This window comes from Stenotrophomonas sp. STEN014, assembly GCF_056760315.1.
The window spans coordinates 84106-105379 of sequence record NZ_JBRREN010000007.1 but is presented as its reverse complement, the minus strand read 5'-3'; the positions used below and the strand labels follow the sequence as shown (position 1 = coordinate 105379).

The following is a 21274-nucleotide window of genomic DNA, read 5'->3' as shown; positions in this document are numbered from 1 at the left end:
GATTGAATGGCACGGATGTGCCGCGTTACTGCAGGTCGTGCTGGTGGATCTGTTGCTTATGCTGCGTGGGCTTGCTTGGCCGACTTTTCCAGATACCAACTGGCGGCGCCGATAACGCCCAGTTGCCCGTGCTCTACCAGCTTCACGGGAATGCTTTGCAGTGCCTTGCGCATCGGTCCCTTGTTGAGGAAGCGTTCGACGAAGGTGCTGTTCAAAAGGAACTGGCTGATCTTTGGCAGGATGCCGCCCGCCAGATAGATGCCGCCCTGCACGCCGTAGAGCAGGGCCATATCGCCGATGGTCGAGCCGAGGATTCCGCAGAAAAGGTGCAGGGCTTCCACCGCATGCGGGTCGCTGCCATCGCAGGCGGCGGCGCTGACGGCATCGGGCGTGATGTGGATGGGCGTGATGTCGCGTACCGCGCACAGCGCGTTGTAAAGGTTGAGCAGTCCCGGCCCGGACAGGGCGTGTTCGATGGACACGTGCGGACGGGTGCGCAGCATCTGCTGCAGCACGGCCATTTCCAGCTCGGTGGTCGCCGCAAGCGACGCCTGGCCGGCTTCCGTGGGCAGGACCATCGAGTGCGTGCCAACCGGAATCCAGAGGGCGGCGCCGAGTCCGGTGCCAGGACCGATCACCAGCGTCGGGCCTGCCGGGGCTTGGCTTGGACCGGCCAACTGCAGGACCTGGTTGTCATCGATATGCGCGGCCGCATGCGCGACGGCTTCAAAGTCGTTGACCAGGTAGACGCTCTGGAAGCCCAGATCCTCGCGTATCTTCCGCGACGATAGCGGCCATGGCAGGTTGGCCGATATCACACTGCCATCGGCCAGCGCATAGCCGGCGGTGGCAATCACGCAATCGGCAACCGTCGGATTGTGGCTGGCGAAATCGGAGAGGATCGCGTCCAGCCCCGGGTAGTCGGCGCAGCGGTACTTCCGGTAGGACAGCACGTCGATTGCGGGCCTGTCGCCGTCTCCGGTCTGGATCAGGCCGACACGTACATGCGTACCGCCGACATCCGCCGCGAAGAAGGGCCGGGAGGCGTGTTCGTGACAGTTGCTCTGTTGTGGGGGGACGACAGCGGTCACTCGAATTCCCTGTGAGGTGGGAGCGCCCGCAGGGGCGCCAATCGGGGCCGAGTCTGTAATCGTTCTGACAACGATGTCAACGAATAGTTGCAACTTTCGATGCTGCACTGCGGCGTGCTTCGCGCAATTCCTGCATCCGCCGGTTTTGTTGCATCCGATAGCTTGAAACAGCTGAAACACGCGGTTTTATTGGGAAGGCGCTGGTGCGCAAAGGATTGCCGGTATCTGCTGGACGCCGCGCAAGCCACCGTTGCTGGCAGGTGTTGTTGACAAACCTGTCAGCAGCAAACCATAAATGTGACAACGTTGTTCCCACGTAATCGCCAGGCGGCTCGATCCGTCTCCCGCATCCGCAGGAGCTTTCCCATGTCTGCTGTTCCCGCTTCCACGCCGCGCACCAGCATGGTGTCGTCCATCGCCATCGTCGGCGTGCTGTTTTTCATCATCGGTTTCTGTACCTGGATCAATGGTCCGCTGATCACCTTTGTCCGCCTGGCCTTCGACGTGAGCGAGGTGTCGGCGTTCCTGGTGCTGATGGTGTTCTACCTGTCCTATTTCTTCCTGGCGTTGCCGGCGTCGTGGATCCTCAATCGCACCGGGATGAAGAAAGGTCTGGCGTTGAGCCTGGCGGTGATGGCGGTCGGTGCGATGGCCTTCGGCGAGTTCGCCACGCAGCGCTGGTTCGGTGGCGCATTGGGGGGCCTGTTTGTCATTGGCGGCGGCATGGCGCTGCTGCAGACCGCGGTCAATCCCTACATCAGCATCCTTGGCCCGATCGAAGGCGCCGCGCAGCGCATCGCGCTGATGGGTATCTGCAACAAGATCGCCGGCATGCTGGCGCCGGTGGTGATCGGCACCTTCGTGCTGCAAGGCATCGGTGACCTGGAAACCCAGGTGCAGGCGGCCGATGCCGCCACCAAGACCGAACTGCTGAACGCCTTCGCCGCCAAGATCCATACTCCGTATCTGGCAATTGCCGGCGTGCTGCTGCTGGTGGCGGTGGGGGTGCTGTTCTCGCCGTTGCCGGAAGTGCGTGCCGACGAGGCCAATGCGGTCGCCAATGACGGCAAGGTCGAAAAGCGCAGCATCTTCCAGTTCCCGCATCTGTGGCTGGGCGTGCTGTGCCTGTTTGTCTACGTGGGCGTGGAAGTGATGGCTGGCGATGCTATCGGTACCTATGGCAATGCCTTCGGCCTGCCACTGGACAGCACCAAGCTGTTCACCTCCTACACGCTGTTCGCGATGCTGGTCGGCTACATCGTGGGGCTGGCGCTGATCCCGCGCTTCATCTCGCAGGAAAAGTATCTGGCCGTGTCCGCGGTGCTGGGCGTGCTGTTCACCCTGGGCGCATTCTTCACCCATGGCTATGTGTCGGTCGGTTTTGTGGCCGCACTGGGTTTTGCCAATGCGATGATGTGGCCGGCGATCTTCCCGCTGGCGATCCGTGGTCTGGGCCGCTTCACCCAGACCGGTTCGGCGTTGCTGGTGATGGGTATTGCCGGCGGCGCGATCATCCCGCAGGCCTTCGCGCTGCTCAAGCACGCCTATCCGGAACACTTCCAGCTTGTGTTCGCGGCACTGATGATTCCCTGCTACCTGTACATCCTGTATTTCGGCACGGTGGGGCATAACGCGGGCAAGGCACGTGGCCGCTGAATCGAGCATCATGGCGGGAATCGAGCCAACGCGGGAAACAGTTATGCGTAGACCCACCATCAAGGATGTCGCCGAGCGGGCCAAGGTCTCGTTGAAGACCGTCTCGCGCGTCATCAACAATGAGCCATCGGTGATGCAGGCCACCCGTGCGCGCGTGCTGCGTGCGGTGGCCGAGCTGGACTACGAGCCGGACCCGTCGGCGCGCAATCTGCGCAGCAACACCACGTTCGTGATCGGGCTGGTCTACGACAACCCCAACCCGTACCACATCATCGGCGTGCAGAACGGGGTGCTCTCGGCCTGCCGGGAAACCGGCTTCGGCCTGCAGATCCATCCCTGTGATTCCACCTCGCCGATGCTGGCCGAAGAGCTGGCCGATTCGGTGCAGCGTTCGCGTCTGGCCGGACTGGTGCTGACCGCGCCGATGTCCGAGCGCCCGGAGCTGGTCGCCGCGCTCAATGCGCGCGGCATCAAGACGGTCCGCATCATCGCCGCCACCGAGGACCCGGGCGATGGCCCGTGCGTGTTCGTCGATGACCGTGATGCGGCCTATGAAATTACCGAGCACCTGATCCAGCTGGGTCACCAGCGCATCGGCTTCCTGTGGGGCGGCATTTCACACCGCTCCAGTGGCGAGCGCTATGCCGGCTACGAGGCGGCGCTGAAGGACTACGGCATTCCGCTGGACAAACACCTGGTCGTGCCGGGCGATTACACCTTCGATGACGGCTTCCGTGGCGCGCGCCGCCTGCTGGCGTTGCGCGAGCCGCCCACCGCGATCTTCGGTTCCAACGACGAGATCGCCGCCGGCGTGCTGGCGGCGGCTAACTCGGCCGGTTTGAACGTGCCGTATGACCTGTCCATCGCCGGTTTCGAGGACAGTCCTTTCTCCCGCCAGTCGTGGCCGGCACTGACCACCGCCAAGCAGGCCACCGGTGATATCGCCCGGCATGCCGCGCGGCTGCTGATCAGCCAGTTACGCAGCGACGCCTATGACGACACCCCCATGCAGCTGCATAACCAGGGCTTCGTCCCGCAGCTGGTGGTGCGTGGCTCCACCGCGCCGCTGCGTCAACAGCCGTCGCGGCCTCCTTCCTCTCCCCCTGACCTGTCCGAGTAACGATCCATGGCACTGCCGAGTGAGACCGAAACCCTGATGTTCCGTGAGGCGGCCGAAAGCGCCGCCGTCATCGCCGCCCAGTTCGCCCGCAACCGCGATGTGGTGCAGGCGCTGGCCGCCGACCTGCGGCAGAACCCGCCGCCGTTCGTGGTGACCTGTGCACGTGGCAGCTCCGATCACGCGGCTACCTATGCCAAGTATCTGTTCGAAACCCGGCTGGGCCTGGTCACCGCCTCGGCCTCGCCGTCGGTCGGTTCGGTCTACGAGGCGCCGTTGCAGGTGCGTGGCGCGCTGTATGTGGTGATCTCCCAGTCGGGCAAGAGCCCGGACTTGCTGCGCAATGCCGAGGCCGCCAAGGCCGCCGGCGCGCGCGTGGTGGCGCTGGTCAATGTCGAGGATTCACCGCTGGCGCAGCTGGCCGACACGGTGATCCCGCTCGGGGCGGGCGTCGAGCGCAGTGTCGCGGCGACCAAGAGCTATCTGGCCTCGCTGGCGGCGATCCTGCAGCTGGGCGCGTACTGGAAGAACGATCCGGCGCTGATCGCCGCGCTGGACGAGTTGCCGGCAGCGTTGTCCAAGGCATGGGAATGCGACTGGTCGGCGGTGACCGATGGCCTGGTCGATGCCCACAACCTGTTCGTGCTGGGCCGCGGACCGGGTCTGGCGGCGGCGCAGGAGGCGGCGCTGAAGTTCAAGGAAACCTGCGGCCTGCATGCCGAGGGCTACAGCTCGGCCGAAGTGAAGCACGGTCCGATGGCGCTGGTCGGCAGGGATTTCCCGGTACTGGCGTTCGCGCTGCCCGATGAAACCGGCGCCGGCACCCGCGCCGTGGCCGAGGAATTCGCCGCGCGTGGCGCCCAGGTGTGGCTGGCCGGTGAAGGTGGCGCGCTGCCGGTGGTGGCGGCCCCGCATTCGCTGTGTGCGCCGCTGCTGATCGTGCAGAGCTTCTACCGTGCGATCAACGCGCTGGCGCTGCGTCGGGGCAACAACCCGGATCTGCCGCCGCATCTGAACAAGGTCACGGAAACGGTCTGATGAAAACGGTACTGCGCAACGGCCGCATTCTTACCGGCGAGGACTTCCGTGACGATGTCGCGGTACTGATCGACGACGGCCGTATCGTTGCGCTCGTCGCTGCCGATGATCCGCAACTGGCCGCTGCCGACGAGGTGGTGGATCTGGGCGGCGGCTGGCTGATGCCCGGCTTCATCGACGTGCAGGTCAATGGCGGTGGCGGTGTGCTGTTCAACAACCGGACCGATGTGGAAGCGCTGCGCACGATGATGGCCGGTCATCGCAGGTATGGCACTACCGGCATGCTGCCGACACTGATCAGTGACGATGCCGGGGTGATGGCGCGTGCGTTGCAGGCCATCCGCGACGCCATCGCGGCGCAGGTGCCGGGTGTGCTCGGCATCCACCTTGAAGGGCCCTACATCGCCCCGGCGCGCAAGGGCACGCATGATGCCGGCAAGTTCCGCGTGCCCGATGCCGACGAAGTCCAGATGGTGACGTCGCTGGACAACGGCATCACTCTGATCACGCTGGCACCGGAGCGGGTGCCGGCCGCGACGATCCAGCAGATGGTCGCCAACGGTGCGATCGTTGCCGCCGGCCATACCGCAGCGACCTACGAGGAAATCCGCGCTGGACTGGACGCCGGCATCACCGGTTTCACCCATCTGTACAACGCGATGTCGCCGCTGCAGGGGCGTGATCCGGGTACCGTCGGCGCCGCGCTGGAAGATGCCGGCAGCTGGTGCGGGGTGATCGTCGATGGGGTGCACGTGCATCCGGCCAGCCTGCGCGTGGCGCTGGCGGCCAAACCGCGCGGCAAGGTGTTCCTGGTGACTGACGCGATGCCAATGGTGGGCTCGGACAATCCGGCGTTCGAGCTGTATGGCGAAGTCATCACTGCCGTGGATGGCGTGGTGCGCAACGCCGCCGGTGCCTTGGCCGGCTCCGCGCTGGACATGGTCACCGCTGTGCGCAACACGGTGAAGCTGCTGGGCCTGCCGCTGGCGGAGGCCGCACGCATGGCTTCGACCTATCCTGCGCAGTTTCTCGGGCTGGGTGACCGCTACGGGCAGATTGCGGCCGGTTACCAGGCCGATTTCGTCCTGCTGGACCGGGACCTGCAGGTCCAGGCCACCTGGATCGCCGGTCAGCGCGACTGACAACGTCGCTCTGGAAAATGGACAAGCCCGTTCGATTCGCCTCGGTTGATGCCCTGCGTGGCATCACCGTCGCGGCGATGCTGCTGGTCAACAATCCCGGCAGCTGGAGTCATGTCTATGCGCCGCTGCTGCATTCGGACTGGCATGGCTGCACGCTGACCGATCTGGTGTTTCCGTTCTTTCTGGTGATCGTTGGTGTGTCGATCGCGCTGGGTGTGGTGCCGAGGGTCGAACAGGGTTCGGACCGCGCGCGGCTCGCTCGCACCGTGCTGCTGCGCGCGCTGCGCATTCTCGGCTTGGGGCTGCTGCTGCACTATCTGGCGTGGTGGTGGCTGGACCTGCCGCACTACCGGCCATGGGGGGTGTTGCAGCGCATCGGTATCTGTTTCGCGCTGGCCGGCATGGCTGCGATCTGGCTGCGACCGCTGGCGCAGTGGCTGCTGCTCGGGGGCGTGTTGATCGGCTATGCGGTACTGCTGACCGCCGGTGGTTCGCTGGAGCCTCTGGTCAACCTGTCCAGCCGCATCGATACGGCGTTGCTGGGACCGCTGCTGTACCAGTACGAGGTGGCCACCGGTCACGGCCACGATCCGGAAGGGCTGCTGTCCACGCTGGGCGCGCTCACCTCGACGCTGATCGGCCTGCAGGCCGGGATGCTGTTGCGCAAACGCCCCAGACATCTGCTGGTGGGCGCGCTGATCCTGCTGACGGGAGGCCTGGCGTGGTCGCCGTGGCTGCCGTTCAACAAGAATCTGTGGACCCCGTCCTACGTGCTGTGGACCGCCGGCTGGGCGTTCGCCTGCCTGTGGGTGGCCCATGTGCTGATCGACCTCCGCCAATGGCCGGCGCTGGGGCGCCGTTTCGGCGTCAATGCGATCACCGCTTACGCCGGCTCGTCGGCGATGGTGCTGGCGTTGATAGCTGCGGGTGTCTGGAGCGGGCTGTGGACGCAGGTGTTCGACCGCTGGATCACACCGCTGGCGGGGGCGCAGGCCGCGTCGCTGCTGATGGCGCTGACGTTCGTCGCGCTGTGGTGGCTGCCGATGGCGTGGATGGACCGGCGCAAGATCTATCTGAAGATCTGACAGCGCCGGGCTGCGGCGGGCAGGATGAGGCTGGTACAGTCGCCGGCGTAATCCATTTCTCCAGGAACACCGATGTCCACTGAAGTCCCTTTCACCCCGCTCAACGATCTGGAAGTCCGTCTGCTGCGAACCCAGGAAGCGGCCGTCAGCCCGGCGGACTTCCTCGATTCGCTGCTGAATGAAAAGGTCTTTGTGCTGCTGGACAAAGAGATTCCCGAAGGCGGCGACTGGGATGAAACCATCAACCCGCTGGTGCTGACCAATGACGCCAACGAGCCGATGTTCGCGGTGTTCTCCGCGCCCGAGAGAGCGGTGGTCTGGAGCGAGCAGGTGCCCGCGTTCGAAAACGCGCTGCATCTGGATTTCCGCTGGCTGCTGGGCGGTATCGCCGATGGCGTGGGCATCGTGCTCAACCCGGGCTTCGACGTCGGCATGGAAATGGTCCCCGACGCGGTGGCACAGCTGAAACAGCGCGCCGCGGCATTGGCACGCGCCGCAGGGGTTTAACGCGCCGCGCCAATGGCGCGGACGCGCGCCTTGGCCAAGGCCTCGCCGATGGCGGGGCCTTTCAGCCCCTCAGTAGCGATATCCCGGGCATTGATTGCCAGGGCGGCGGCATGCAGGCGCTGCAGTGTGCTGCGCTGTGGATAGTCGCTGTCTTCAAAGCCGAGCCGCCCGCGCTTGTCGCATTCGCACACCAGCGCCATCTGCGCGATGCGCTCGGGCCGGCGGAAGCCGTCGCAGCGGGAGATCAGTTCCAGCACGGTGGCGTCACGCAGTTCATCGATGCGATGCACGTTGAGATGCTCGCGGCAGACCGCTTCGGCCAGTTGGCGGTGATCGACCGGAATCTTCAGGCGTTCGCAGAGCTTGGCCAGCGGCTTCAGGCCGCGCTGTTCGTGCATGATGTGGCGGGGCAGTTCATCGGCCGGGGTCAGCGCCTTGCCCAGGTCGTGGGTGAGCGCGGCAAAGCCGATCAGGTCATCGCCCGGCGCCAGCTGTGCGGCCATGTCGCTGACCATTTCCTGATGGATGCCGGTGTCGATTTCCGGGTGGAACTCGGCGCGCTGTGGCACCCCGTACAGCGCATCCAGCTCGGGCAGGATCACCGCCAGCGCGCCGGTGTCGTGCAGGCTGCGCAGGAAGGCCGAGGGCTGCCTGCAGGTCAGCGCCTTGCGGGTCTCCTGCCAGATGCGCTCGGGTACCAGCGCCTCCAGCTCACCGCTTTCGGCGATCTGGCGCATCAGTGCGGCCGTTTCCGGCGCCAAGGTGAAACCCAGTGGCGCGAAGCGGGCCAGGAACCGCGCCGCGCGGAGCACGCGCAGCGGGTCTTCAACAAACGCCGGACCGACATGGCGCAGCACCCGCTGCTGGATATCACGCACGCCGCCCCAGGGATCGACCAGCTCGCCGCTGTCCTGGTCGCGGGCGATGGCGTTGATGGTGAAGTCGCGGCGCTGCAGATCCTGCTCCAGCGTCACCGATGGGTCGGCATCGACCACGAAGCCGCGGTAGCCGCGTCCGGACTTGCGCTCGGTACGGGCCAGCGCGTGTTCCTCGCCGGTGTCCGGATGCAGGAACACCGGGAAGTCCTTGCCCACCGCCTTGAATCCGCGCGATTCCATTTCCGCCTGGGTGGAACCGACCACCACCCAGTCACGGTCACCCGGCGGCAGGCCGAGCAATGCATCGCGGACCGCGCCGCCAACGAGATAAATCTTCATGGGCACATGATGCCGCACTCGCAGTGGCATCAGGGGCGCGTTTCAGCGACTGCCGCTGGTCACCACAGGTGCGCTGGGGCAGGTGAACGGCTTGCGGCGGGTGTCGATCTTGCCAACCATGCGCTCGCTCAGGGTGGCGGCGTCGCCATTGAGGCGCCAGTCGTAGATCACGCTGAAGGCGAGCACGCGGGCCACGTACTCGCGGGTTTCCTTGTAGCTGATGGTCTCGATCCAGAAATCCGGATCAAAGTCCGGGCGCTGCGACTGCCAGCGTGCGGTCGGGGTCGGGCCGGCGTTGTAGGCGGCGATGGTGACGTAGGGCTGGCCGTTGTATTTGTCCATCAGCTGGCGCAGGTAGGCGCTGCCGATGGCGATATTGGTGTCCGGGTCGTACAGGCTGGCCGCGCCGCCATAGCCGCTCAGGCCGATACTCTTGGCCACACTGGCACCGGTGGCGGGCAGCACCTGCATCAGGCCCATCGCGTTGGCCGGTGAGCGCGCGTTGGGATTGAAGATGCTCTCGGCGCGGATTTCCGCGGCGATCCAGGCCGGGTCCAGCGCGTTGCGCGCGGCTTCGCGGCGGATGCTGTCGTCGTGGTGCAGCGGGAACCGCAGCTTGTACAGGCGTTGCTCCTGCGGCCCCTTGAGCGCGAACACGGCGCGGTCGAACCAGCCGTTGTCGCTGGCCACTTCCACCGCGAGCCGGCGCTGGGTGTCGTCAAAGCGCGACAGCGCGTCGGCCCATTCGCGGGCGGCCCACAGCGGGCGCTCGATCTTGAACAGTTCCAGGGCGCGCACCAGTGCGGGGTCACGGGCGACGCTGCTCTTTGCCTGGGCGCTGTCGCCCGGATTCCACGGGCACAGCGCATAGGGCTGTTTCAGCTTGTCGGCGGCGAGGAAGCCATGGAAGGTCGGCTCGTTGGCGGCGGCGCGGTAGAGCGCGCTTGCGTCGGCCGGCTTGCCGGTCTTCTCCAGCAGGCGGCCTTCGAACCAGCGCCAGCGCGAGTCGTTGCGCTGGGCGGGCGGCATCTTGCGGATGGCGGCCAGCGCGGCCGGCCAGTCGCCGCGCGCCATCGCTTCGCGGGTACGCCATTCGTGCAGGCGTTCGTCATAGGCCGATTCGGGTACCGCGGCCAACCGCCGCGCCGACTCCGGCAGGTAGGAGGCCACCGTCCACAGTGCGATCTGGTAGCGCACCTGTCCCTGCTGTGCGGCGCTCAGCTCCAAAGTCCGGGTGTACTGCGGCAGCTGCTGCTCGGCGGCGCCCGGGTCGGTCTTGGCCAGCTTTTCCAGGCCATCGGTGGCGATACGGCGGCTGCGCTCGTTCTTCGGCCAGTTCAGGGCGCGGGCGTCGGGCTTGTCGACGAAGGCGGCGTAGTCGTTGGCCTGGGCCAGTTCGGCCGCAGGCAGGCCGCGCGCGGCGGCGCGCATCACCGCCGGTTGCTGGGCATCGGCGGCGGCATCGATGCGTTCCCAGCGCAACGCGGCGGGCAGGCCACCGCGGCTGGCGAGCACCGCGAATACCGGATCGCAGGCATCGGGCAGGGACTTGCCGCTGCTGCGCCACAGCGCCTGCGCCTCGCTGGTCCACTGCGCATCGGCCTTGCCGGTAGCCTGGCGGGCATTGAGCACGGCGCAGCGCAGGCCCTGATCGGTACTGGAGGTGTAGTTGGCCAGCAACGTCGGCCAGTCCTGGCGGCGGGCCAGCGCCGGCAGCCACGCCGCGCGGAACGTCTCGGCCACCGCCTGGCCCTGGTAGCGCTTGAGGAAGTCCTGCGCCTGCGAGGTCGTCAGCGTGTCGATGTTGCGGCGTAGACGGGCGTACTCGAGCCACCCATACAGGGGATGGTTGCGCAGGCCGCTTATCGAGGCATCTTCGGCTTTGCCGGCCTCGGCATTGGCGATGGCGGTACGCAGGGCGGTGCGCTGCGCCTCCACGTTCTGGGCGTGGAGGCCGGCCGTGGCCAGCGAAAGGAAAATGCCCAAGGGCAGCAGGGAGAATCGACTCATGCGCGAAGCATAGCGGCGCGGGTGTCAACGGCGGTGCGCCAGTCCTGCTCGATGATGAATGCCGGTGGCCGGGACCTGCGCAACGATGCCGGGATGACAGGCGAAACGTCGGCTGAATCCGTCGGCTGCGGACCTCCGCCGCTTGCATCACCGGCGCTAGTGTCGGCCATGAGGCGAGCGGCCTCGACGGGAGGGGAAGACCATGGCATTCAGTGCGAAGGGCAATTCTGGACCGTTGGCCGAGATCAATGTCACGCCGCTGGTGGATGTGATGCTGGTGTTGCTGATCATTTTCATCGTGACCGCACCGCTGGTGTCCTATCCGATTCCCGTGGCCCTGCCGCAACCCACCACCACACCACCGCCACGGCTTGAACCACCGCCGCCGATCGAATTGCGGGTGGATGCCGGCAACCAGCTCCGCTGGAATGGCCAACCACTGGCATTGGCCGATGTGCAGACCCGCCTGCAGGAACAGGCGCAGGCCCATGCGGGCAATCTGCCGGAGCTGCGTATCGCCACCGATCCGGGCGCGGAGTACGCCGTGATGGCGCGGATTCTGGCGGCGGCCAGCAACGCCGGAATGGAGCGGATCGCCTTCGTGCAATAGCGGCGCCGCGACATGGCACCGATGGAAAGGCCGGCAATCTGCCGGCCTTTTTCCGCATCTGCGCGGTGGATCAGCGCAGGCTTTCTTCCGGCACCTGGACTTCCATCTTCACCGCCAGATGATCCGAATAGGCGGCGGGTACCGCCTGCGTATCCACCACATTGAGCGTGTCGCTGGTGAGGATATGGTCGATGGCCCGTTCCGGGCGCCAGCTGGGGAAGGTCGGGACCAGGCAACCGGGTGGCTGCAGCCGGGTCTTGCGATAGAGCAGCTGCATCTCCGGACGATCGGCCATGCAGTTGAAGTCCCCCATCAGCACCGCGTTGGGGTGATCGCTCAGCAGGTCGGAGATGAAATCCAGCTGCGACATGCGCGAATTGGTACCCAGCGACAGATGCGCCACGGCCACGGTGAGCCCTTCCTTGCCATCCCCGTAACGGGCCAGCAGCACGCCACGGCCGCCGATACGGCCGGGCAGGGGGTGATCCTGCACCTCCACCGGCTCCAGGCGGCTGAGCAGGCCGTTGGCGCTGGAGGCCACACCGCCCATGCGCCGGTTCGGTTGGTGGCTCCAGTAATTGAAGCCGGCGCGTTGGGCCAGATAGTGGGTCTGGTTGGTGAAGCCCGAGCGCAGGCTGCCCGGATCGGCTTCCTGCAGGCCGACGATGTCATGCCCGCTGGCCAGCTGGGCGATGGCGTCCAGGCTGGAGCGTTTCTGACCGGCGGGCAGCGCATGCGACCAGCTGCGGGTCACATAGTCGCTGTAGCGACGGGTGCTCGAGCCGGCCTGGATGTTCGCGGTCAACAGCCGCAGCGTTTTGGTGGGGGATTTCACGATAGTGCGACTGGAGGGCGCCGGGATTCCGAGGCCCTTGATACCTTACCGGGCGTTGGCGGCGCGTTCGCGCGCGACCAGGTGGTCGGCGATGCGCAGCATGTCTTCCCAGCCCTGGCCCTTGACCAGGTACTTGCCGTTGACGATCAGCGACGGGGTGCCGGAGATCTTGCTGCGCTGGGCGAACTGCTTGGCGCGGTTGACCTTGGCCGAAACCGAGAAGCTGCCCATGGTGTCGGCGAAGGTCTTCGGCGCCACGCCGTGCTTGCCGTAGAAGTTGGCGATGTCTTCGACCGAGTCACGGCCGCGCTCGCCCTTCAGGGTCTGCTCGATGTGGATGGCCGAATACAGCGCATCGTGGGTCTTGTCCTGCACGCCCAGCGCTTCGGCGGCGTAGAAGGCGCGCGCATAGTCATCCCAGGTGCCGCCGAACACGGCCGGCACGTAGACGAAGTTCACGTCCGCCGGCAGGCCGGCCTTCCACGAGCTCACCAGCGGCTGGAAGCGGGCGCAGGCCGGGCAGACATAGCCGAAGATCTCGGCCACTTCGATCTTGCCGGTGGCCGGCTGGAACGGCTGGCCGCCTTCGATGGCCACATAGTCGGTGCCGGCAACCGGCTCCGGGCCAACCAGGCGGGCGGCGGCCGGAACCGGCGCGGCCGGAGCGGCGGCCTCAGTGCTGGCGTCCGCGGCCGGTGCCTGTTCGGTGGCGGCCGGAGCCGGCGCCGCTTCCGGCGCGGCCGGGGTGGCCGGAGCGGTGGTGTCGGCCGAGCCATCCTGGGCCTTGCAGGCGACCATCAACGGGAGCAGGGCCATCAGGGCCAGGGCGAAACGGATCTTCATCGGGTGGGATCTCCAGCGGAAATTCGGGGGTCCTCAGGCCGCGCGGAGCGACCGGGGACCACATGATGACATTATGTGCAGGCGCGGCTGAACCGGCTGTCGGCCGCGAGGGAGCCGCTCAGCGGCGTTTGGCGGCAGCCCGTTCGCGGGCGATCAGTGCATCGGTGATGCGCACGGCATCCTCGAAGGTGCGGCCCTTGACCAGGTATTTGCCGTTGACGATCAGCGCCGGTGTGCCCGGTGCACGCACGCGCATCGCAAAGCTGCGCGCATTTTCCAGCTTGCTGTCGACCTCGGGGCTGCGCAGCACATCGATATAGCGCTGCGGCTGCACGCCGTAGTTGGCGTAGAAGCTCGCCAGTTCCTGCGGCGATACGTTCTGTACCGGCAGGCTGCGCTGCTGGTGCAGGGAACGGAACATGTCGCCGTGGCTGCGCTTGAGCACGCCCAGCTGCTCGGCGGCGTAGAACGCGCGGGCATAGGAGTCCCAGTGGCCGCCGAAGACTGCCGGCACCAGCGTCAGGCGCACATCGGGCGGCTGCCTGGCCGCCCAGGCTTCCAGTACCGGCTCGAAGTTGGCGCAATGCCGGCAGGTGTAGCCGAACAGCTCGACGACCTCGATCTTGCCGGCCAGCGGTGCGAACGGGCCGGGAGCGGCGATCAGGTCATAGTCCTGGCCTTCCACCAGCGCGGCCGAGGGGGCGGCACAGGCGGCCAAAGGCGCCAGGGCGAGCATGAGGGCCATCAGGCGGGAAAGAAACGACATAGGGCTTAAAGTCTCCAGTCAAAAATAAAGACGCCGACCTGGTGGGGCCGGCGCGTCTGCGAACAGCACCTGCCGGTCGCCGCAGCGACCTGCGCGGGCTAGGGTTGAGCGGGGGCAGCGGCCACCGTGGCGTCATCGGCCCGATCATGCAGGCCCTGCACATAGCTGGCCAGCGCCTGGATTTCCTGCTCGGTCAGTGCCTGGCTGACCTGCGCCATGATCTTGAACTGGGCCGCATCGGTCTCACCGGTTTGCCCGGCCTGGTAACGCTGCAGACGCTGCGTCACGTAGCCGGCGTACTGGCCGCCGATGTGCGGATAGGCCGGGCCGGGATTGCCGGTGCCGGTGGGCCCGTGACAGGCGATACACGCGGGAATGCCGCGGCTGGCGCCACCGCCGCGGTAGAGCTTCTGTCCGATCTCGAAGAACTTCATTCCGGCATAAGGGCCCTCGCTGACCTGTGCATCATCGGCAACGCCGGCACCACTTTTCTGCGTGGCGAAGTAGGCGCCGATATCACGCATGTCCTGGGCGGTGAGGTTCTGCACGAACGGCACCATCGCCGCCACCGCGCCTTCGTTGCGCTGGCCGTTGGCGATCAGCGCCACCTGCCTGGCGACATAACGTTCGCTCTGTCCGGCCAGGCGCGGGTAGATATCGATCGGCGAATTGCCGTCGGCGCCATGGCAGGCCGCACAGGTGGAAGCTTTGGCCTGTCCTGCGGCGGCATCGCCGGGGCGGGTCTTGCTGAAATCGATTTCCAGCGGCGCCACGGCCACCGGCGCATTGTCGGGGACGGCGCTCACCGAACTCTGCGCAAACGCGACGACGGCGATCAGCGGTACAGCGAGTGCAGCAACGGCAAGAACACGAGCATGGCGCATGCGGAAGCTCCGTGTGGACCGGCCGGGCGGGGCTTCCGCCGGCATCGCCCGGATTATCAACGCCGTTTCGCGGCAGGGTCAACGCAGCACTGCAGCAAAAACCGCACGGGCACGGTGCCGAAGGGGGCGTAGTGGCCCGGAGGAGGGATTTTTCGCCGTTGCCAGGGGAAATGCCGCAGCGGCCATCAATCGGACACGGCGCGCGGCGCCGCAACATGCGATCCTATGCCCATGTCACAGCTCCTCGAACGCGCCCAATACCTGCTTTCCGCCCACAATGCCAAGCAATTGCCGGAGGATATCGGCAGTGAAGTGGCGTTTGCCGGTCGCTCCAATGCCGGCAAGTCCAGCGCCCTGAACGCCCTGACGCGCCGCAATGCACTTGCCCGCGTCTCCAAAACACCTGGCCGCACCCAGCAGCTGGTGTTCTTCCAGGTCACCCCCCAGGCGCATCTGGTCGATCTGCCCGGATACGGTTACGCCAAGGTGCCGCTGGACCTGAAGGCGCACTGGCAGGCCTTCATCGAGAAATATTTCCGCACCCGCGAGGCCCTGAAGGGACTGGTGGTGGTGATGGACATCCGGCACCCGTTGAAGGAATACGACCTGCAGATGCTCGGTTACGCGGTGCAGCGCGGTCTGCCTGCGCATGCGTTGTTGACCAAGGCCGACAAGCTCGGCCGGGGCCAGCAGATGCAGACCCTGCAACAGGTGAAGAAAGAGCTGTCCTCGCGCTTTGGCGACAGCGTCAGCGTGCAGTGCTTCTCCAGCGAATCCAAGCAGGGTGTGGATGAAGCTCGCCTGGTTGTCGGTGGCTGGCTGGGATTGAACCCGACCGTCGCCGATACCGATACCGCTGCCGGATAAGGTCCCTCTCCACAGCACCATGGTGCGTGGCGCGGTGGGGGATCAGACCGGAATCTGGAACAGCCGTCCGATCAGGGCGGCAGCGGCCATCGCCATCGCTCCCCAGAACGTGACCCGCAATGCACCGCGTCCTGGCGAGGCGCCGCCCAGGCTGGCTGCCAAGGCGCCCGTCAGGCACAGCCCGATCAGCGTGGCGAGGGTGGTTGCCAGCGTCACGTGGGCAGCGGGAACCAGCAGCGCGGTCAGCATTGGCAGTGCGGCACCGGCGATGAAAGCCGCGGCCGAGGACGCGGCGGCCTGCAGCGGGCGGGCACGCAGGGTTTCGGTGATGCCCAGTTCGTCGCGGGCATGGGCGGCCAAGGCATCGTGTGCGGTCAGTTGCTCGGCCACGGCACGGGCCAGTTCCTCATCCAGTCCGCGCTGGCGGTAGATGCGGGTCAGCTCGTCCAGCTCACTGTGCGGGTCTTCACGCAACTCGCGGCGTTCGACGGCCAGATCGGCGTGCTCGGCATCGGCCTGTGATTTGACCGATACGTATTCCCCCGCCGCCATCGACATCGCCCCGGCCACCGTGCCGGCAACGCCACTGGCGATGATCGTGGTGGCGCTGGCGCCGCCAGCGGCCACCCCCACCACCAGTCCGGCGATGGAGACAATGCCGTCATTGGCGCCCAGCACGGCCGCCCGCAGCCAGCCAACCCGGTCGGAACGGTGTCGTTCGTAGTGCATATGACGGCTACGGTCCATGCCCCAGTGTAGCGGGCGCGCCCGTCAAGCCGCCATAGCTGGGATGCTGAAATCCGCGACTGTCCACATGGCCGGTGCAGGCGGCGCGATATAGTGCCGCCTTGCGATGGACCGCTCCGGACCCCACATCGCGCCTTCATTCCCCCAGTGCGAGCCAGCCCTTGTCGAGCCCCAGCCACGTCGCCGATACCCCCATCACCGACCGCGACCAACTGGTCCAGGAGATCGCGTCGGGTGAAAAACCCAAGGCGCAATGGCGCATCGGTACCGAGCACGAGAAGTTCGGTTTCCGCCTCGATGACCTGCGTCCGCCGGCCTTCGACGGTGACCGTGGCATCGAGGCGCTGCTGACCGGGCTGACCCGCTTCGGCTGGGCGCCGGTGCAGGAAAACGGCCGCACCATCGCCCTGCTGCGTGACAATGCTTCGGTGTCGCTGGAGCCGGCCGGGCAGCTGGAACTGTCCGGCGCGGCGCTGGAAACCATTCACCAGACCTGCGTGGAAACCGGCACCCATCTCAACGAGGTGGCGCAGGTGGCCGGCGAGCTGCAGCTGGGCTTCCTGGGAATGGGTTTCCAGCCCAAGTGGACGCGTGCGGACATGCCGTGGATGCCCAAGGGCCGCTACCAGATCATGAAGAACTACATGCCCAAGGTCGGCGCGCTCGGCCTGGACATGATGACCCGCACCTGCACGGTGCAGGTCAACCTGGATTTCGCCTCCGAGGCGGACATGGTGAAGAAGTTCCGCGTGTCGCTGGCGTTGCAGCCGATCGCCACCGCGCTGTTCGCCGACTCGCCCTTCACCGAAGGCAAGCCCAACGGCTACCTGAGCTGGCGCTCGCACATCTGGACCGATACCGATGCCGACCGCACCGGCATGCTCGACTTCGTGTTCGAGGATGGCTTCGGTTACGAGCGCTATGTCGACTATCTGCTCGATGTGCCGATGTACTTCTCCTACCGTGACGGTATCTACCACGATGCCAGCGGCCAGAGCTTCCGCGACTTCATGCAGGGCAAACTGCCGGTGCTGCCGGGCGCGCTGCCCACGTTGCGTGACTGGTCGGACCACATGACCACCGCGTTCCCGGAAGTGCGGATGAAGAAGTATCTGGAAATGCGCGGTGCCGACAGTGGTCCGTGGAGCCGCATCTGCGCGCTGCCGGCGTTCTGGGTGGGGCTGCTGTATGACCAGACCGCGCTGGATGCGGCCTGGGACCTGGTCAAGGATTTCAGTCTGGCCGAGCGCCATGCCCTGCGTGACGGTGTGCCGGAGCAGGCCCTGCATCTGCCGTTCCGCAACGGCACCGTGCGCGATCTTGCCGCTCGCGCGCTGGAGATCGCGCGCAACGGCCTGCGCCGGCGCGCCGCGCTCAATGCCGATGGCCAGGATGAAACCCATTTCCTGGACGTATTGCAGGAGATCGTCGATTCCGGCAAGACCGCTGCCGAGCGCAAGCTCGACCTGTTCCATGGCCGCTGGAACGGCCGCGTGGACCCGCTGTTCGCCGAGTTCGCGTACTGAACACAGTCGCCGCGCGGTAACCCGCGTAACGCGCAATGCCTGCCGGCAGCGCCGCGTATCGCGCCCATTGCCGGGCAGCGGCGACATCGTGCGCTGCCATCGATCCCTTGCCACGGGTGCTGCGCCGGTGGCGGGGACTTCCTGTTTCAACGGTGTAAGGCGTCCGCACCTGGACGCCAGCGGATAGAGCCCGCGACCACATGTAAATGTTCTGTAACTGAAGGTGAATACGATGCGCTGCATCTGCCTGGAAGCAGTTTCCAGGCACGACCTACGCATATCTCTTCAGGAACAAATCATGATCGTAGTCAGGAAGTCGGCGCTGGCTGGTGCCATCGTGCTTGCGCTTTGCCTTGCGCCCGAGGCCTTCGCGCAGGAGCAGCGGCAGGTTTCGGAGCAGGCAATGGCCGGTGGCGCGGTTCGCGGCCGTGTCTTCAATACCGATAGTGGCCAGTACGTGCGCAATGCAGAGCTGCGAGTTGCCGGAACCACCAATGTCGTCTACAGCGATCAAAGCGGTGGTTTCCGCCTCAATGGTGTTCCCGCAGGTGAGGTTGTGCTCGTCGTCCGCTACGCCGGGCTTGAGGAAAGCCGGGTGGCGGTCACGGTCACCAAGGATGAAGTGGCCAGCGTGGATATTCCGCTCAAGGCCCCCGCCTATGCATCGGGAGCCAGCGAGGCGGTGAGCCTGGAGGGTCTGACCGTCACCGCCAGTCGCGAAGGCCAGGCCAGCGCGATCATGGAGCGGCGTGCGGCGATGAATGCCAAGAACGTGGTGGCCGCCGACAACTATGGCGCGCTGACCATGGGCGACGTCGGCGAGTTCATGAAGTCGATGCCGGGTCTGTCGCTGGATTACACCGAAGTCGACGCCACCGCGGTGCGTATCGGTGGTCTGGATCCGAAGTATTCGACGTTCACCACCGATGGCGCACGCATGGCCACGGCCACCTCGAACAACAACTCCGGCCGGCAGAACTCGTTCGAGCAGATGTCGATCACCGGCATCGAGTCGATCGAGCTCAACCACACGCTGACCGCGGCGATGGATGCCGATTCGCCGGGTGGCAGCATCAACCTGCGCAGCAAGCATGCTTTCCAGCGCAGCAAGCGTGATCTGGTGTTCCAGCTTGGTGCGGTGGGTACGTCCGATTCCAACTGGTCCGGCAGATACTTCCCCGACGACAAGAAGCACGACACGATCTATCCCTCCGGCCAGTTCGGCTTCGGCGATGTGTTCATGGACGGCCGCTTCGGCGTGGAGTTCAACGCCAGCTACAACGCCAACTATGTGCAGCAGGACCGCATCCAGACCGACTGGGCCTACAAGCCCGACGGCAGCGCCATGCCCTACCGGGTGATGTGGCGTCCGGGTCCGAAGAAGACCAGCCGTACCGCCGCCAACCTGAGCCTGGACTACCAGATCACCGACAACCTGGTCGCCTCGCTGCGCAGCACCTACTCGATGTACGACGTGGAGTACTTCAACCAGTACACCTACCTGATTTTTGGCACCACGTCCAAATCCGAAGCCGCGCCGGGCTCCACCCCCGAGCACATCGTGGTGGATCCCAATGGCACCAACACCCGGCTGCATACGCAGTACTCGCATCGCTATGCCGGTACCCCCGCCTATCTGGTCGCGCCCAAGCTCGAGTACAAGGGCGAGAGCTGGGAGGCGGTGCTGCGCGGCAGCTACTCGTCAGCCGAGTTCAACTTCCGCGACAACAGCAAGGGCTTCTTCCAGCGCACCGACAGCTGGCTGACCGGTATCGGTTTCACCCTGGATCGCACGTCGGAAGGTTCGCACGCGTGGAATCTGGCGCAGACCGCAGGGCGGCCCTGGAACGATCCAGCCAACTTCAATCGCGATCACCCCATTGGCTACAACGTGCGCACTGCCGAATCCGATGCGGTCAACGACCAGTCCGGTATCAATCTCGACCTGAAGAAGCATCTGAGCTGGAACGACAACCCGCTCACGCTGATGGGCGGTCTGGGCACGCGCAGCAACGACTGGCGCACCAATGAAGGTTCCTGGCAGCAGTACAAGTATGTCGGTCCGAACGGCAGCCAGACCGATCCCTTGGCCTCGGTGCCGTGGACCGGGAATTACGACTTCGCGATCATCGGGACCGGCGCGGGAAACCTGAACGATCAGGGCTGGCGCGCTGACAACAACTACGCGATGTACGACATCTACCGGGAGCATCCGGAGTACTTCGTGCCGGACGATATCGGCAACCTCAAGCGCCGGCTCGACAACAACAAGCGCATCCAGGAGGACGTGGATGCCGCATATGTCGAGGCGGAAACCCGCATTGGCGATGCACGCTTCGACCTGGGCCTGCGCTACGAGAAGACCCGTACCGCAGCGCGCATGGCCGACGTGCGTCCGCGCAGCGAGGTGCAGGCCGCCGGGCTGGACCCGAACACGGTCGAAGGCCTGCTGTACCAGTACAACAACGGCCGCTACACCACGCGCAAGGGCGAGTACGACGACTTCTTCCTCAGCGGCGGCATGAAGTACGACTTCACCGACAAGCTGGTCGGCCAGTTGTCCTTCAGCCAGTCCATCCTGCGCCCGGACTACGGCAACCTCGGTGGTGTGGTGTCGGTGAACGAGGACACGATGATCGTCACCGTGCCCAACGCGCAGCTCAAGCCCGAACATTCCACCAAGTACTACGCCAGCCTGCAGTACTACCTGGAGCCGTCGGGCATGCTGGGGCTGTCGTATTACAAACTGGACATGCAGGACATGCAGGTCACCGGTATCACGGTCGATCCGGAAAGTGTGGGTTTCAACCCCGGTGATTACGAAGGCTATACCTTCCGCAGTGCGCAGAACCTGCCGGGCACCAGCACCAATGAAGGCATGGTGCTGGAGTACAACCAGCAGCTCACCTTCCTGCCCGGTGCGCTCAAGGGTCTGAGCCTGTACGGCTCGCTGACCCACGTGAATCCGGATGGTCCGCGCCAGAACATTCCCAAGGAAGCAGCCAACTGGGGTGTCCGCTACAACTACGGGCGCTTCGATTTCCAGATCAACGGCAACTACCAGTCCGAGCATCGCGTCAGCGCCTTGAGCAACACGCCGACCACTGCCAACAACGGCATCCTCTACCGCGATTCGCGTCAGCTGTGGAATATCAGCGCCAGCTACAAGCTGACGGACAACATCGACGTGATGCTGGCCGGCCGCAACATCTTCAACGAGCCGGAAGTCATCTACTCCAACATCCCCAGCCGCGTGCAGATGTACACGGTCTACGGCTCGATGTGGAACTTCGGTATCCGCGGCCGCTTCTGATCGCCACTGCACCCCTTCCG

The 21274-nt window shown here is 65.6% G+C and carries 18 protein-coding genes; 10 read left to right on the top strand and 8 right to left on the bottom strand.

The annotated features are described in order from the left end of the window. Nucleotides 1-56 precede the first annotated feature (56 nt). Nucleotides 57-1091 carry a glucokinase family protein gene (locus ACVOMC_RS11295; RefSeq protein ID WP_481524078.1) on the bottom strand — a complete coding sequence of 345 codons (1035 nt, stop codon included), beginning with the start codon at nucleotides 1089-1091 and terminating at the stop codon, nucleotides 57-59. A 366-nt stretch (nucleotides 1092-1457) separates the two neighbouring features. On the opposite strand from ACVOMC_RS11295, the gene ACVOMC_RS11290 reads away from it, so the two are divergent. From ACVOMC_RS11290 to ACVOMC_RS11265, 6 genes are all read left to right on the top strand, one after another. Next, a complete protein-coding gene (locus ACVOMC_RS11290; RefSeq protein ID WP_481524012.1) occupies nucleotides 1458-2747 on the top strand; it encodes a sugar MFS transporter in 1290 nt (429 codons plus the stop codon). Nucleotides 2748-2790: 43 nt separating this feature from the next. Beyond that, nucleotides 2791-3867 (top strand): LacI family DNA-binding transcriptional regulator, encoded by a 1077-nt coding sequence (locus tag ACVOMC_RS11285; RefSeq protein ID WP_481524011.1) that lies wholly within the window; start codon nucleotides 2791-2793, stop codon nucleotides 3865-3867. Nucleotides 3868-3873: 6 nt separating this feature from the next. Further along, on the top strand, nucleotides 3874-4902 hold the full coding sequence (locus ACVOMC_RS11280; RefSeq protein WP_481524010.1) for an SIS domain-containing protein: 1029 nt from the start codon (nucleotides 3874-3876) through the stop codon (nucleotides 4900-4902). After that, on the top strand, nucleotides 4902-6044 hold the full coding sequence (gene nagA, locus ACVOMC_RS11275; protein ID WP_481524009.1) for an N-acetylglucosamine-6-phosphate deacetylase: 1143 nt from the start codon (nucleotides 4902-4904) through the stop codon (nucleotides 6042-6044). Before ACVOMC_RS11280 ends, nagA begins: the two co-directional genes overlap by 1 nt. A gap of 17 nt (nucleotides 6045-6061) precedes the next feature. Further along, nucleotides 6062-7129, top strand: a complete 1068-nt coding sequence (locus tag ACVOMC_RS11270; RefSeq protein ID WP_481524008.1) for an acyltransferase family protein — start codon at nucleotides 6062-6064, stop codon at nucleotides 7127-7129. Nucleotides 7130-7201: 72 nt separating this feature from the next. Next, on the top strand, nucleotides 7202-7636 hold the full coding sequence (locus tag ACVOMC_RS11265; RefSeq protein WP_481524007.1) for an SseB family protein: 435 nt from the start codon (nucleotides 7202-7204) through the stop codon (nucleotides 7634-7636). On the opposite strand, the gene ACVOMC_RS11260 is transcribed toward ACVOMC_RS11265, so the two are convergent. Beyond that, complete coding sequence (locus ACVOMC_RS11260) at nucleotides 7633-8853, bottom strand: multifunctional CCA addition/repair protein (protein ID WP_481524006.1); 1221 nt, start codon at nucleotides 8851-8853, stop codon at nucleotides 7633-7635. The genes ACVOMC_RS11265 and ACVOMC_RS11260 overlap by 4 nt on opposite strands. A 42-nt stretch (nucleotides 8854-8895) precedes the next feature. After that, nucleotides 8896-10863, bottom strand: a complete 1968-nt coding sequence (locus ACVOMC_RS11255) for a transglycosylase SLT domain-containing protein (protein ID WP_481524005.1) — start codon at nucleotides 10861-10863, stop codon at nucleotides 8896-8898. A 202-nt stretch (nucleotides 10864-11065) separates the two neighbouring features. Here ACVOMC_RS11255 and ACVOMC_RS11250 point away from each other — a divergent pair, with 202 nt between their 5' ends. After that, nucleotides 11066-11473: an ExbD/TolR family protein gene (locus ACVOMC_RS11250; protein ID WP_054660477.1), complete on the top strand. Its 408-nt coding sequence runs from the start codon at nucleotides 11066-11068 to the stop codon at nucleotides 11471-11473. Between the two features lie 70 nt (nucleotides 11474-11543). Here the strand turns inward: ACVOMC_RS11250 and ACVOMC_RS11245 are convergent, their stop codons facing one another. The 4 genes from ACVOMC_RS11245 to ACVOMC_RS11230 form a co-directional block, all read right to left on the bottom strand. Next, entirely contained in the window at nucleotides 11544-12281 is a 738-nt protein-coding gene (locus ACVOMC_RS11245; protein WP_172675130.1) for an endonuclease/exonuclease/phosphatase family protein, read from the bottom strand. Nucleotides 12282-12353: 72 nt separating this feature from the next. Further along, on the bottom strand, nucleotides 12354-13151 hold the full coding sequence (locus ACVOMC_RS11240) for a thiol:disulfide interchange protein DsbA/DsbL (RefSeq protein WP_057505637.1): 798 nt from the start codon (nucleotides 13149-13151) through the stop codon (nucleotides 12354-12356). A gap of 118 nt (nucleotides 13152-13269) precedes the next feature. Next, entirely contained in the window at nucleotides 13270-13917 is a 648-nt protein-coding gene (locus ACVOMC_RS11235; RefSeq protein WP_481524004.1) for a thiol:disulfide interchange protein DsbA/DsbL, read from the bottom strand. A 98-nt stretch (nucleotides 13918-14015) separates the two neighbouring features. Continuing rightward, nucleotides 14016-14801 (bottom strand): c-type cytochrome, encoded by a 786-nt coding sequence (locus ACVOMC_RS11230; protein ID WP_481524003.1) that lies wholly within the window; start codon nucleotides 14799-14801, stop codon nucleotides 14016-14018. A gap of 231 nt (nucleotides 14802-15032) precedes the next feature. Here ACVOMC_RS11230 and yihA point away from each other — a divergent pair, with 231 nt between their 5' ends. Beyond that, nucleotides 15033-15668 carry a ribosome biogenesis GTP-binding protein YihA/YsxC gene (gene yihA / locus ACVOMC_RS11225; RefSeq protein WP_481524002.1) on the top strand — a complete coding sequence of 212 codons (636 nt, stop codon included), beginning with the start codon at nucleotides 15033-15035 and terminating at the stop codon, nucleotides 15666-15668. A gap of 42 nt (nucleotides 15669-15710) precedes the next feature. Here the strand turns inward: yihA and ACVOMC_RS11220 are convergent, their stop codons facing one another. Then, entirely contained in the window at nucleotides 15711-16415 is a 705-nt protein-coding gene (locus ACVOMC_RS11220) for a VIT1/CCC1 transporter family protein (RefSeq protein ID WP_481524001.1), read from the bottom strand. A 161-nt stretch (nucleotides 16416-16576) separates the two neighbouring features. Between ACVOMC_RS11220 and ACVOMC_RS11215 the strand changes: the two genes are divergently transcribed. Further along, a complete protein-coding gene (locus ACVOMC_RS11215) occupies nucleotides 16577-17941 on the top strand; it encodes a glutamate--cysteine ligase (RefSeq protein ID WP_481524000.1) in 1365 nt (454 codons plus the stop codon). A gap of 298 nt (nucleotides 17942-18239) precedes the next feature. Next, complete coding sequence (locus ACVOMC_RS11210) at nucleotides 18240-21254, top strand: TonB-dependent receptor domain-containing protein (RefSeq protein ID WP_481523999.1); 3015 nt, start codon at nucleotides 18240-18242, stop codon at nucleotides 21252-21254. Nucleotides 21255-21274 lie beyond the last annotated feature (20 nt).

Excerpts from the sequence above, each read along its gene's own strand:
- ACVOMC_RS11250 (WP_054660477.1), top strand. The coding sequence starts at position 11,066 with ATGGCATTCAGTGCGAAGGGCAATTCTGGACCGTTGGCCGAGATCAAT.
- yihA (WP_481524002.1), top strand. The coding sequence starts at position 15,033 with ATGTCACAGCTCCTCGAACGCGCCCAATACCTGCTTTCCGCCCACAAT.
- ACVOMC_RS11230 (WP_481524003.1), bottom strand. The coding sequence starts at position 14,801 with ATGCGCCATGCTCGTGTTCTTGCCGTTGCTGCACTCGCTGTACCGCTG.
- ACVOMC_RS11265 (WP_481524007.1), top strand. The coding sequence starts at position 7,202 with ATGTCCACTGAAGTCCCTTTCACCCCGCTCAACGATCTGGAAGTCCGT.
- ACVOMC_RS11280 (WP_481524010.1), top strand. The coding sequence starts at position 3,874 with ATGGCACTGCCGAGTGAGACCGAAACCCTGATGTTCCGTGAGGCGGCC.
- ACVOMC_RS11270 (WP_481524008.1), top strand. The coding sequence starts at position 6,062 with ATGGACAAGCCCGTTCGATTCGCCTCGGTTGATGCCCTGCGTGGCATC.
- ACVOMC_RS11260 (WP_481524006.1), bottom strand. The coding sequence starts at position 8,853 with ATGAAGATTTATCTCGTTGGCGGCGCGGTCCGCGATGCATTGCTCGGC.
- ACVOMC_RS11255 (WP_481524005.1), bottom strand. The coding sequence starts at position 10,863 with ATGAGTCGATTCTCCCTGCTGCCCTTGGGCATTTTCCTTTCGCTGGCC.
- ACVOMC_RS11290 (WP_481524012.1), top strand. The coding sequence starts at position 1,458 with ATGTCTGCTGTTCCCGCTTCCACGCCGCGCACCAGCATGGTGTCGTCC.
- ACVOMC_RS11240 (WP_057505637.1), bottom strand. The coding sequence starts at position 13,151 with ATGAAGATCCGTTTCGCCCTGGCCCTGATGGCCCTGCTCCCGTTGATG.
- ACVOMC_RS11210 (WP_481523999.1), top strand. The coding sequence starts at position 18,240 with ATGATCGTAGTCAGGAAGTCGGCGCTGGCTGGTGCCATCGTGCTTGCG.
- ACVOMC_RS11235 (WP_481524004.1), bottom strand. The coding sequence starts at position 13,917 with ATGTCGTTTCTTTCCCGCCTGATGGCCCTCATGCTCGCCCTGGCGCCT.
- nagA (WP_481524009.1), top strand. The coding sequence starts at position 4,902 with ATGAAAACGGTACTGCGCAACGGCCGCATTCTTACCGGCGAGGACTTC.
- ACVOMC_RS11220 (WP_481524001.1), bottom strand. The coding sequence starts at position 16,415 with ATGGACCGTAGCCGTCATATGCACTACGAACGACACCGTTCCGACCGG.
- ACVOMC_RS11285 (WP_481524011.1), top strand. The coding sequence starts at position 2,791 with ATGCGTAGACCCACCATCAAGGATGTCGCCGAGCGGGCCAAGGTCTCG.